This is a genomic window from Streptosporangium sp. NBC_01810 (genome assembly GCF_035917355.1).
Classification (GTDB): Bacteria; Actinomycetota; Actinomycetes; order Streptosporangiales; family Streptosporangiaceae; genus Streptosporangium.
Map to the genome: position 1 here is coordinate 6929737 of NZ_CP109070.1, position 12257 is coordinate 6941993.

At 69.6% G+C, this 12257-nt stretch carries 7 protein-coding genes, 1 tRNA gene and 1 pseudogene; 6 read left to right on the plus strand and 3 right to left on the minus strand.

Annotated features, from left to right (window positions below; translation table 11 throughout):
* Window positions 1–50: 50 nt before the first annotated feature.
* A tRNA-Leu gene (locus OIE13_RS31340) sits at window positions 51–136 on the minus strand.
* A 164-nt stretch (window positions 137–300) separates the two neighbouring features.
* On the opposite strand from OIE13_RS31340, the gene OIE13_RS31345 reads away from it, so the two are divergent.
* From OIE13_RS31345 to OIE13_RS31355, 3 genes are all read left to right on the plus strand, one after another.
* The gene (locus OIE13_RS31345; protein WP_326646121.1) at window positions 301–1608 is read left to right on the plus strand and encodes a M20/M25/M40 family metallo-hydrolase; all 1308 of its coding nucleotides are present in this window, start codon (window positions 301–303) and stop codon (window positions 1606–1608) included.
* Window positions 1609–1777: 169 nt separating this feature from the next.
* Entirely contained in the window at window positions 1778–2338 is a 561-nt protein-coding gene (locus tag OIE13_RS31350) for a hypothetical protein (RefSeq protein ID WP_326646120.1), read from the plus strand.
* A gap of 245 nt (window positions 2339–2583) precedes the next feature.
* Window positions 2584–4851 (plus strand): chaplin family protein, encoded by a 2268-nt coding sequence (locus OIE13_RS31355; protein ID WP_326829099.1) that lies wholly within the window; start codon window positions 2584–2586, stop codon window positions 4849–4851.
* A gap of 193 nt (window positions 4852–5044) precedes the next feature.
* On the opposite strand, the gene OIE13_RS36870 is transcribed toward OIE13_RS31355, so the two are convergent.
* Entirely contained in the window at window positions 5045–5461 is a 417-nt protein-coding gene (locus tag OIE13_RS36870) for a DUF5703 family protein (protein WP_425427982.1), read from the minus strand.
* On the opposite strand from OIE13_RS36870, the gene topA reads away from it, so the two are divergent.
* The 3 genes from topA to tmk all read left to right on the plus strand — a co-directional run bounded on the left by topA (window position 5388) and on the right by tmk (window position 12049).
* Window positions 5388–8039, plus strand: a complete 2652-nt coding sequence (gene topA, locus OIE13_RS31365; RefSeq protein ID WP_326829100.1) for a type I DNA topoisomerase — start codon at window positions 5388–5390, stop codon at window positions 8037–8039. The two genes, OIE13_RS36870 and topA, sit on opposite strands and share 74 nt — an antisense overlap.
* A gap of 131 nt (window positions 8040–8170) precedes the next feature.
* Window positions 8171–9559, plus strand: a complete 1389-nt coding sequence (locus tag OIE13_RS31370; protein ID WP_326646117.1) for a metallophosphoesterase — start codon at window positions 8171–8173, stop codon at window positions 9557–9559.
* 426 nt (window positions 9560–9985) lie between these two features.
* Window positions 9986–12049, plus strand: coding sequence for a dTMP kinase (gene tmk, locus OIE13_RS31375; protein ID WP_326646116.1), 2064 nt, complete (start codon window positions 9986–9988; stop codon window positions 12047–12049).
* A gap of 21 nt (window positions 12050–12070) precedes the next feature.
* Here the strand turns inward: tmk and OIE13_RS36875 are convergent.
* Window positions 12071–12220: pseudogene (locus tag OIE13_RS36875) on the minus strand (DUF1720 domain-containing protein); the annotation flags it as partial.
* Window positions 12221–12257 lie beyond the last annotated feature (37 nt).

Below are 12257 nucleotides of genomic sequence, written 5' to 3' on the forward strand. Positions count from 1 at the left end.
AGTCCTGGTCACGTGTACACATGACCAGGACCCCATAGGCGACCGGTTTGTGTCCGAGGGGGGACTTGAACCCCCATGCCCCGCAAAGGGCACTAGCACCTCAAGCTAGCGCGTCTGCCTATTCCGCCACCCGGACGTGGTGCCTGCACGCGGGACCGTCATCCCGCGTCGGCGGACTTAGGTTAGCAAACTCTTGGGCTTGCGTCATATCGGTAAGAGAGCAGGTGCGAGCGGGGTGCCGGGGAGGGGGGTACGGCGGGAGGATGGGAGGGGAAGCCGTACCGAACTCAAGGAGTCCACATGGCCACGCTCAACGGTGAGGACGAGGTCGTCGGGCTGTGCCGCGACCTGATCCGGATCGACTCGACCAACGCGGGTGACAATTCGGGACCCGGAGAGCGGGCCGCCGCCGAGTACGTGGCCGAGAAGCTGGCCGAGGTCGGGCTGGAGCCGCAGATCCTGGAGTCGGACCGGGGCCGGGCCAACGTGATCGCCCGCATCGCGGGGGAGGACTCCTCGCGGGACGCGCTGCTGCTGCACGGACATCTGGACGTCGTGCCCTTCAACGCCGCCGACTGGGCACACCACCCGCTCAGCGGCGAGATCGCGGACGGCTGTGTCTGGGGACGTGGCGCGGTCGACATGAAGGACATGGACGCGATGATCCTCGCGGTCGTACGGCAGCGGCTCAGCGAGGGGCGCCGCCCGCCGAGGGACGTGGTGCTGGCCTTCACCGCCGACGAGGAGGCCGGGGGCCACTACGGTGCGCAGTGGCTGACCGAGCAGCACAAGGACCTGTTCGACGGGTGCTCGGAGGCGATCGGCGAGGTGGGCGGGTTCAGCGTCTCCATCGACGAGGCGCGCAGGCTTTATCTGATCGAGGCGGCGGAGAAGGGCATCGCCTGGATGCGCCTGACCGCCACGGGCCGGGCCGGGCACGGCTCGATGCTCAACGCCGAGAACGCGGTCACCGAGCTGGCCGAGGCGGTGGGCCGCATCGGGCGTTACGAGTGGCCGGTACGGATGACGCGGACGGTGCGGACGTTCCTGGAGGAGACCTCCAGGGCGCTGGAGCTGGAGCTCGACCTGGACGACGCGGAGAAGACCGTCGCCAAGCTGGGGCCGCTGGCGCGGATGATCGGCGCCACGCTGCGCAACACCACCAACCCCACGATGCTGGAGGCCGGCTACAAGGCCAACGTGATCCCCCAGGCCGCTACCGCGCACGTGGACGGCCGCTTCCTGCCGGGATATGAGGACGAGTTCCTCCAGACCGTCGACGAACTGCTCGGCCCCAATGTGACCAGGGAGTTCATCTATCACGACATCGCCATCGAGACCGGTTTCGACGGGCCGCTGGTGCGCGCGATGGCCGATGCCCTTCTCGCCGAGGACCCGGGCGCGCTGGCCGTGCCGTACACGCTGTCGGGGGGTACGGACCTGAAGGCGTTCAGCCGGATGGGAATCCGGGGGTTCGGGTTCGCGCCGCTGAAGCTCCCCGCCGACCTGGACTTTTCCGGGATGTTCCACGGGGTGGACGAGAGGGTGCCGGTGGATTCGCTTCAGTTCGGGGTCCGGGTTCTTGACCGATTCCTGGACGGCTGCTGACCCGTTCTCGGGAAATCCGTTGCACTGACTCCATGTAGTGCTAGCGTGACTCTCCGTCGAGGGTTGGCTTGTGTTCAAGCGGGCCTGTCCAGGAGCTTTGGGAGGTCATGTGGCGCGCGTGCCGCAGGAGCAGTGGAGGGCGTCCTCGCCCGCTGCTCGGTGTGTGCCCGTGGCCCTTTCCGTCGACGACACGATCCCCGACCGAGCTGACCGGATGGCGCGGTTCGCGGCCGGCACTCGGTGGGGCGTCAGGCAAGCCCTCGCCATCGGCGGCCTCCTGGCCGCCGCATGGCTGCTCGCGATCGTCTTCGGCTTCCTCAATGCCACTCCTGCGGTCGCGGACGCCACCGCGGAGACAGGAGTGGCCCGTTCCCAGACCCTCGACACAGCCGCTTCCGGATCGGTTTCGAACCCCGATGACTTCCCCACGGGCAGCGGCAAACCGTCGGCGACGGACAACGCCGAAGCCATGGCGGGGCGAGGTGTGGACGGGCTCACCAGCCAGTCCAAGCCGGGGGTCCCGGCACCCGCCACCGTCGACCATGGTTCTGGCGCCAATGGATTCGTGCCCCAGAGCGGTGGTGGATCCGGCCTCTTCGGATCGGGTCCGGGGGATGTCGCGTGGTTCGCCTACGACCCGCGACTGACGACGCAGCGTGCTCCGCTGGCGTTCGTGCTCCCTCCTGTCGTCCGCACAGCGGCGGACGACCCTTCCTTCTCCCCTGACTGACATCGTCTCGTAGGCCGGCCTGATCTCCTTTCGAGTGATCCGCCGGTCGCGGAGCCTGCCTCGATCCTCCGTTTCCAGGAGAGCCGCTCCATCGGTGAGCGGTGAGCAGGTCGACGAACAGCCAGTTCCCAACTCCTCGTGACGGCCCGTCGGGGCCTCCGCTGTGCGGACCTGTCCGGTCCTCGCATGGCCTCGCACGCCCTCACGAGGGTCAGGTCCCCCCGAGACTGCTAGGAGCTTCAATCATGCGTACGTGGGTTAGGGGCACGGCCCCCGCGGCACTGCTCGCACTGGGCGTCATGGCCATGGGTGGCGGTACGGCCTTCGCCGACACCGACGGTGACCACTCGATCGCCGGAGGAAACCAGGTCAACCTTCCGATCACCCTGCCGATCGACATCAGCGGCAACGCCGCCGCTGTGGCCGGACAGTCGTCCGCCTCCTCCGAGGGTGGCGCGTCCGTCGAGAACGGTGGCGGCGGAGCGGGAGGCAACGAGACCTCCGGGCGGGGCAGCGTCCTGGGCGGCAACCAGGTGGTCGCGCCGATCACCGCGCCCGTCAACGCCTGCGGCAACGCGGTGTCGGTGGTCGGCCGTTCCGAGGCGGGTTGCCGGGGTGGTGCCTCGGTGAGCAACCAGGGCGGGAACGGTGGCGGTGCCAGTGGCAACCGTACAAACGGTGATCACAGCATCGGTGGCGGCAACCAGGTGGTGGCGCCGATCACCGCGCCGATCAACGCCTGCGGCAACTCTTTCGCGATCTTCGGTGGGGCAACCGCCGGTTGCCGGGGTGGTGCCTCGGTGAGCAACCAGGGCGGGAACGGTGGCGGTGGGGCCGGTGGTAACCGCACCTCCGGGCGGGGCAGCGTCCTGGGCGGCAACCAGGTGGTCGCGCCGATCACCGCGCCGATCAACATCTGTGGCAACTCGGTCGCCGTCGTCGGCGAGGCGTTCTCCGGCTGCGAGGGCGGTGCCGAGGTCGTCGGCGGCAGGCCCGGCAGGCCGGGGCAGCCCGGTGGTCCTGGGCACCCCGGTGGGCACGGACAGCCCGGTGGGCACGGACAGCCCGGTGGGCCCGGACAGCCTGGCGGTCCTGGGCACCCCGGTGGTCCGGGACGGCCGGGTGGCCCCGGAGAGCACGGCGGCCCTGGCAAGCCCGACCGGCCGGGTAAGCCGGGTTACGGCGGTCACGGAGACCACGGGGGGCGTGGAGACCACGGGGGGCGTGGAGACCATGGTGGGCGTGGAGACCATGGTGGCCACGGCGGCGGCTGGGAGCGCGGCCCGCGTCCCGGCGGCCCCGGCTCGGGTTACGGCCGGCCAGGAAACGACACCGACGGGCGTTTCGGAGCCGGTAGCGGCAATCAGGTGGTCGCGCCGATCACGGCGCCCGCCAACGTCTGCGGCAGCGCCGTCGGCAACGGCCAGGCGGGCTGCCCGGGCGGTTCGTCCGCGGGGACGGGCCGGGGCGGCGGCGCGGGTGGTAACCGCACCTCCGGGCGGGGCAGCGTCCTGGGCGGCAACCAGGTGGTCGCGCCGATCACCGCGCCGATCAACGTCTGCGGCAACGCGGTGGCCGTCCTGGGTGGGGCCTTCGCCGGCTGTCAGGGTGGTGCGTCCGTCGGGACCGGTGGCCCCGGTGGCGGTGGTGCCGGTGGCAACCGCACGAACGGTGATCACAGCATCGGTGGCGGCAACCAGGTGGTGGCGCCGATCACCGCGCCCGTCAACGTCTGCGGCAACGCGGTGGGCGTGCTCGGCCGGGCCGCGGCCGGGTGCAGGGGCGGCGCCTCGGTCTCCGGCGGTGCGGGTGCGGGGGCCGGTGGCAACCGCACCTCCGGGCAGGGCAGCGTCCTGGGCGGCAACCAGGTGGTCGCGCCGATCACCGCGCCGATCAACGTCTGCGGCAACGCGGTGGCCGTCCTGGGCGACGCCGCCGCGGGCTGCCTCGGCGGCTCCCGTGTCGGGGGGCCGGGCGGCGGCCAGTGGGGCGGCCACGGGGGTGGTCACAACGGCGGTCAGTGGGGTGGCCACAAGGGCGACTACAACGATGATCGCAGTGGTGGCCGCGGTGACTGGGACGGCAAGCCCGGCAGGCACAGGACCAGTGGCCTGCTGTCCGTCCTCCCCGCCGTTCCGGGGGTCGGCGGCGAGGCCGGTCAGGCGTCGCCGTCCGACGCCCGCGGTGCCCAGGAGGCCCAGGAGGCGGGCCGGTCTCAGCTTCCGGCCGCCGCCGGTCTGCCCGAGCTCCCCGTCATGCCCGCCACCCCGGTGAGCAAGCGGGCCGCGGCGCCCGACAGTAGCTCGCCGCTGGCTCCCGTCATGGGCCTGGCGTCATCCACTCCGGCCGGCAACCTGCCGACCCGTGACCTGGGGCTGATGAGTGCGGCTCAGCCCGTCGGCGTGATCGGAATGAACGTCGGTTCCCTGGTCACCCTGCTGATCGGTGCGCTGGCCGCGGCTTCCGCGACTGTCTTCGGCACCACCCGCCGCATCCGGTTCGGCAAAAAGTAAGGCATTAGTCACCCATTAGGCATGCCCTCCTCAGAGCCACTTCAGAGCCACTGAGGAAGGCGCGCAGACGCCTCGACGGCGGCGAGACAGGATGATCGCGCCTGCGTGGTGCGGCGCTCGCTCGCGTGGCGAGGCACAGAAGCTTTGCCCGTTCCGGGGGCGCGGCCCGGGGCGGGCAAAGCCATGTCCGGAATCACATCGTCCTGGTCACACGTATGATCTTCCGGCGCAGTCGGACGTCTCGACGGCCATCGGGATACAGTCGCAGGCGGTCGAGCTCCCAGTCGCCGTATTCTGCATGTTCGGTCAGTATCCGGCGGGCTGCGTCCCGGGAGGTGCCACGCGGGAGGTGGAGAACCAAGTAGGAGTAGTCCAGCACAGCGATTAGTCTCCGAGGGTGGGCCGAGGGACGTCGACACTCATAGGGCTTTATTCTGCGTCCTTGCGGCTTTCCTTGGGAGTGTTCCCGACTGAGATCGGGTAACCCGAGGGGAAGTAAACGGGGAACGAATGCGAACAGCGAGGTAGGAAGCAGCGTGCCAGCCAAGAACGGCAACGCCGGCGGAAACCGCCTGGTGATCGTCGAGTCGCCTTCCAAGGCGAAGACCATCGCCGGGTACCTCGGCCGCGGCTACGTCGTGGAGTCCAGCATCGGGCATATTCGTGATCTCCCCGAGAAGGCCGACGACATCCCGGAAAAGTACAAGGGAGAGTCCTGGGCGCGCCTCGGCGTCAATGTGGATCACGAGTTCGAGCCGCTCTACGTCGTCAATCACGACAAGAAGGCGCAGGTGAGCAAGCTCAAGCAGCTGCTCAAGGACGCCGATGAGCTCTATCTCGCCACTGACGAGGACCGCGAGGGCGAGGCGATCGCCTGGCATCTCCGCGAGGTGCTCAATCCCAAGGTCCCGGTGCACCGCATGGTGTTCCACGAGATCACCCCGCGGGCGATCCAGGAGGCGGTGGCCAATCCCCGCGCCCTGAACCTGCGGCTGGTCGACGCCCAGGAGACCCGGCGCATCCTCGACCGGCTCTACGGCTACGAGGTCAGCCCGGTCCTGTGGAAGAAGGTCAAACCCCGGCTCTCCGCCGGGCGCGTGCAGTCCGTGGCGACCCGGCTGGTCGTGGAGCGCGAGCGCGAGCGCCTGGCGTTCACCAGCGCGAGTTACTGGGACCTGCAGGCGCTGCTCGACACCGGTGGCGACGAGGCTCCGCACGAGTTCACCGCCATGCTGACCGGTGTGAACGGAAAGCGCGTCGCCCAGGGCCGGGACTTCACGAGCAACGGCACCCTCAAGAGCGCCGACGTGCTCCACCTGGACGAGCAGGCCGCTCGCGCCCTGGCCGGGCGTCTGGCAGGTGTGCCGTACAAGGTCAGGTCGGTCGAGCGCAAGCCGTACACCCGCAAGCCGTACGCGCCGTTCAGGACGACCACGTTGCAGCAGGAGGCCAGCCGCAAGCTGGGCTTCTCCGCGAAGTCGACGATGCAGGTCGCCCAGCGCCTCTACGAGAACGGCTTCATCACCTACATGCGGACCGACAGCATCACGCTGTCGGAGACCGCTGTCGCCGCCGCCCGCAGCCAGGCGATCAAGCTTTACGGGTCGGCCTACGTGCCCGACAAGCCGCGCGTCTACGCCGGCAAGGTGAAGAACGCGCAGGAGGCGCACGAGGCGATCCGCCCCTCGGGGGAGGAGTTCCGCACGCCGGGCGAGACCGGGCTGAGCGGTGACATGTTCCGGCTGTACGAGCTGATCTGGCAGCGGACCGTGGCCTCCCAGATGAAGGACGCGGTCGGCGAGTCGGTCACCGTCAAGGTGGACGGCACGTCCAGCTCGGGCGAGCGGGTCGAGTTCAGCGCCTCCGGGCGGACCATCACCTTCCACGGCTTCCTGAAGGCCTACGTCGAGGGTGCGGACGACCCGTCCACCGACAGGGACGACTCCGAGAAGCGCCTGCCGAACCTGAGCGAGAACGACCCGCTCACCGCGTCCGCGCTGAACGTGCTGTCGCACTCCACGAAGCCGCCGGCCCGGTACACGGAGGCGTCGCTGATCAAGGAGCTGGAAGACCGGGAGATCGGCCGCCCTTCGACGTACGCGTCGATCATCGGAACGATTCTGGACCGCGGCTACGTCTTCAAGAAGGGCACCGCCCTGGTGCCGTCCTTCCTGGCGTTCGCGGTGGTCAACCTGCTGGAGCAGCACTTCGGCCACCTCGTCGACTACGACTTCACGGCCGACATGGAGAAGGTCCTCGACGACATCGCCAACGACCGGGCGGAGCGGGTGCCTGAGCTGCGCCGGTTCTACTTCGGTGTGGAGGGCGGCGACGGCCTGAAGGAGCTGGTCACCGACCTCGGCGAGATCGACGCCAAGGAGATCAGCTCGTTCTCGATCAGGGGCACCGACATCATGATCCGGGTGGGCCGCTACGGCCCGTACCTGGACCGCGAGGGTGTCCGGGTGAACGTGCCTGAGGACCTGGCCCCCGACGAGCTCACGGCCGAAAGGGCCGAGGAGCTGTTCTCCCGCCCGATGGGTGATCGGGAGCTGGGCAAGGACCCGGCGACCGGGAACGTGATCGTGGCCAAGGACGGTCGCTTCGGCCCGTACGTCACCGAGATCCTGCCGGTGGAGACGCCTCCGGCGGAGGGCAAGAAGAAGACCAAGAAGGCCGACGCCCCCAAGCCGCGCACCGGGTCGCTGCTCAAGTCGATGTCCTTGGACACCGTCACCCTTGAGGATGCCCTGCTCCTGCTCTCACTGCCGAGGGTGCTCGGGATGATCGACGACCAGGAGGTCACGGCGCAGAACGGCAAGTTCGGGCCGTACATCAAGAAGGGCACCGACTCTCGTTCCCTGGGTTCGGAGGAGGAGCTGTTCACGGTCACTCTCGACCAGGCCAAGGAGTTGTTCGCCCAGCCCAAGACCAGGGGCAGGCGGGCCGCGGCCGCGCCGCCGCTGCGCGAGCTGGGTGAGGACTCCGTCTCCAAGAAGCCGATCGTGGTGAAGGAGGGGCGGTTCGGGCCCTACGTCACCGACGGGGAGACCAACGCCTCCCTGCGCAAGGGTGACGAGGTCGAGCAGATCACCACCGAACGCGCCGCCGAGCTTCTCGCCGACCGCCGCGCCCGTGGCCCGGCGCCCAAGCGTCCCCGCACCACCCGGGCCAAGGCCAAGGCCTGACGCCGCCGAGCCAGGGCCCCTCGTACGGGGCTCTGGCTCGAAGGGTTTCCGCACCCGCTGGGAACGCATTCGCCGTTTCGGGCGTTCTTCGGAACGCGCCGGAGATGGCCGGTGGGCGCGAGAGAGGGCGAGTGACGATCGTGGGCTTCGTGTCGCTGGTCATCTGTGTGATCACGGTGGTCCACTACTACCTGTGGCGTCGCCTGATTCGCTCGACCACCCGGCCGGGGCGGATCCGCCGGGTGCTGACCTGGATCCTCGTCGGCCTGGCCGTGCTCGCACCCGTGACGCTGGTCGCCTCCCGCAGTGAGTGGGGGCACTTCCTGGCCTGGCCGGGATTCTTCTGGATCGCGACGATGTTCTATCTCGTCGTGTTCCTGGCGGTCCTGGAGATCCCCAGGGCCGTGGCACTGCTGGTGGTGCGCGGGATGGAGCATCGGGCCGAGCGGCGCGGGGTGCCGCCGGGGGTGGCCGCCCGCCGCGCGGAACGAGCCAGGCAGCTGGAGCTCGCCGTTCGATCCGAAACCGCCGTCACACCGGCGTCCGTGGCCGCCGGTCACCCCGAGCACTCCCGCCGGTCCGTCTCCTCGGCCCAGACGCACCGTGGGGAGTCCGCGATCGGCGGGGTGGTCGTCGTGCCGGGTGCCGGGAGGGCAACGGAGAAGACCGTTGGGATGGGCAGGAGGCTGTTCATCGCCCGTACGGCGGCGGCCGCCGCCGGGGCGGGGGCGCTTGGCACGATCGGGTTCGGGGTCAGGACCGCTCTCGGCGACCCGGTGATCGAGTCGGTCGGAGTGGTGCTGCCCAGGCTGGATCCGCGCCTGAACGGCCTGCGGTTCGCGGTTGTCAGCGACATCCACCTGGGCCCGCTCACCGGTACGGCGCACACCCGGCGCATCGTCCGCATGATCAACTCGCTGGAGGCCGACGTGGTCGCGGTCGTCGGCGACCTGGTCGACGGCACGGTGGCCGAGCTCGGCACGCTGGCCAGGCCGCTGAAGGATCTCGAATCCCGCTACGGTGCCTATTTCGTCACCGGCAACCACGAGTACTACACGGCCAATGGCCCGCAGGAGTGGATCGAGGAGCTCCGCGGGCTCGGTATCCGCCCGCTGGGCAACGAGCGCGTGGAGATCGCCCACGCCGGAGCCGTGCTCGACCTCGCCGGGGTCAACGACATCGGCGGTGTCGCCTCGGGTGACGGTCCGGACTTCGAACGGGCGCTGGGTGGCCGTGACCGCTCCCGATCCACGGTCCTGCTCGCCCACCAGCCGGTCCAGGCAGTCCAGGCGGCCAGGTACGGCGTGGACCTCCAGCTGTCCGGCCACACGCATGGCGGGCAGATGGTCCCCTTTAACCTGATCATCCCGATGCAGCAGCCGGTCGTCTCCGGCCTCGGTGAGGTGGACGGCACCCGGGTCTACGTGACGCGGGGCGCGGGTTTCTGGGGGCCGCCGGTCCGGGTGGGTGCCCCACCCGAGATAACCCTGCTGGAAGTCCGGAACGAGAAACTCCGGTAACCGCACACCGAGCGGGGAGCAGGCGTATCGGTCCGGGGAGAGCCGGGGCGGGGCGCGGAGCCGCAGGCATCGGTCCGGGGAGAGCCGGGGCGGGGCGCGGAGCCGCAGGCATCGGTCCGGGGAGAGCCGGGGCGGGGCGCGGAGCCGCAGGCATCGGTCCGGGGAGAGCCGGGGCGGGGCGCGGAGCCGCAGGCATCGGTCCGGGGAGAGCCGGGGCGGGGCGCGGAGCCGCAGGCATCGGTCCAGGGAGAGGCGGTCAGGGCGCGGAGCCGCATCACTGGAAACACGGGCACCGAGCGATTCTTTTCACGTGTGGTACCTGCGGGGCACAGGGCGGAGGTATTACCCTCATGCGACGGGCAGCCGGGCATTTCCGCCTGGCTCGTGTTTTCCCCAGCCCAGCGAGCACCTGGATACGCTGACACTATGACCACCCTTGGCCGGAGCACCGCGCGACGCAAACCCCCCCACGTGCTGGCCAACGCCCCGTTCCGCAAGTTGTGGACGGCGATGTCGGTGTGCAGTCTCGGAGACTGGCTCAACCTTCTGGCGCTGACCGCCCTGGCGGGCAATCTCACTGTGGGATCCGGCTACAAGGTCCAGAGCCTGGCCATCGGGGGCGTCTTCGTGGCGAAGATGCTCCCCGCCATCCTGCTGGGCCCGCTCGCCGGGGCGTTCGCCGACCGGTTCGACCGGCGGATGACGATGTTCTTCTGCGACTTCCTGCGCTTCGCGCTGGTGCTGTCGATTCCGCTGGTCGGCAATTACCAGTGGGTGATCATCGCCACGTTCCTGGTCGAGTGCGTCAACCTCTTCTGGGTTCCGGCCAAGGACGCCACGGTGCCCAACCTGGTGCCCAAGGAGCGACTGGAGGAGGCCAACCAGCTCAACCTCCTGGTCACGTACGGGACCGCGCCGATCGCCGCGCTGCTGTTCGCGGTGCTGTCGGTCGCCGACGACTTCCTGGGCAACCTGGTGCCGTTCTTCGCCCAGCGAGAGACCTACCTGGCGCTGTTCATCAACGCGCTCGCCTACCTGGTCTCGGCCTTCATCATCCTCTCGCTCAAGGACATTCCGAAGGCCGGCGCGCGGGCCGCGACCTCCACCCCGTCGGTGCTGCGGCAGATCTTCGAGGGTTGGCGGTTCGTCGGCGGTAACCGGCTGATCCGCGGTCTGATCATCGGCATGCTGGGCGCGTTCGCCGCCGGTGGCGCGGTGGTCGGGGTGGCCAAGATCTACGTGGACGCGCTGGGCGGCGGTGACGCGGCGTACGGCGTGGTCTTCGGGGCGGTCTTCGTCGGCATGGCGTCCGGCATGTTCTTTGGGCCGAGGCTGCTGCGGGAGCTGTCGCGGCGGCGGTTGTTCGGCCTGTCGATCGTGGTGGCCGGGGTGGTCCTCGTCGCGATCGCGCTCGTCCACAACCTGGTGATCGTCGTCCTGCTGACCGTGCTGCTCGGCGCGTGCGCGGGAATCGCCTGGATCATCGGCTACACGATGATCGGGCTGGAGGTGGACGACAACCTGCGGGGCCGTACGTTCTCCTTCCTGCAGTCGCTTGCCCGGGTGACCCTGCTGCTGGTGGTCGCGGCCGCGCCGACCCTGGCGGGCCTGTTCGGCGAGCGGGAGATCAGGGTCGGGCAGGAGCCGGTCTACCAGTTCGACGGCTCCAACCTGGTGCTGCTGGTCGGCGGGCTGCTCGCGGTGATCGTCGGGACCGTCGCGCTACGGCAGATGGACGACCGCAGGGGCGTCTCGATCGTCGCCGACCTGATCGCCGCGGCGCGCGGGGAGCGGTTCGCCCCGGAGAGCGTCGAGCAGGCGCGCGGGATGTTCATCGCGTTCGAGGGCGGTGAGGGGTCGGGCAAGACCACTCAGTCCAGGCTGCTGGCGATCTGGCTGCGCGACCAGGGGTTCGACGTCGTACAGACCCGCGAGCCGGGCTCGACCAAGGTGGGCATGCGGCTGCGTGCGATCCTGCTCGACGCGGTGCACCAGGGACTGTCCGCGAGGTCAGAGGCACTGTTGTACGCGGCCGATCGGGCCGAGCATGTGGAGAAGGTCATCCGCCCCGCCCTTCACCGGGCCTCGTTGGTGATCTCCGACCGGTACGTCGACTCGTCGCTGGCCTACCAGGGCGCGGGGCGGGCACTGGACATCGAGGACGTCAAGAGGATCAACGGCTGGGCCACCGGAGGACTCGTCCCCGACCTCACCGTGCTCATCGACACTCCGCCGTCGGTGGGGCTGGCCCGGCTGGGCGGGGCCGCCGACCGCATCGAGTCGGAGCCGCTGGAGTTCCACGAGCGCGTCCGCCGCGAGTTCCGGGCGCTGGCCGCCGCGGAGCCGGATCGCTACCTGGTCGTCGACGGGACCCTGACCCAGGAGCGGATCTCCTCGCTCATCTACGACCGGGTCCGCGAGATCATGCCCGACCCGGTGCCGCAGGAGTCGGAGGACGTCACCGGGACCATCCCCGCGATCCGTGACTGACCCGCCATCCCCGGTCCGCTGCTTTTGAAGGTCCGTGACTGACCCGCCATCCCCGGTCCGCTGCTTTTGAAGGTCCGTGACTGACCCGCCATCCCCGGTCCGCTGCTTTTGAAGGTCCGTGACTGACCCGCCATCCCCGGTCCGCTGCTTTTGAAGGTCCGTGACTGACCCGCCATCCCCGGTCCGCTGCTTTTGAAGGTCCGGGGAT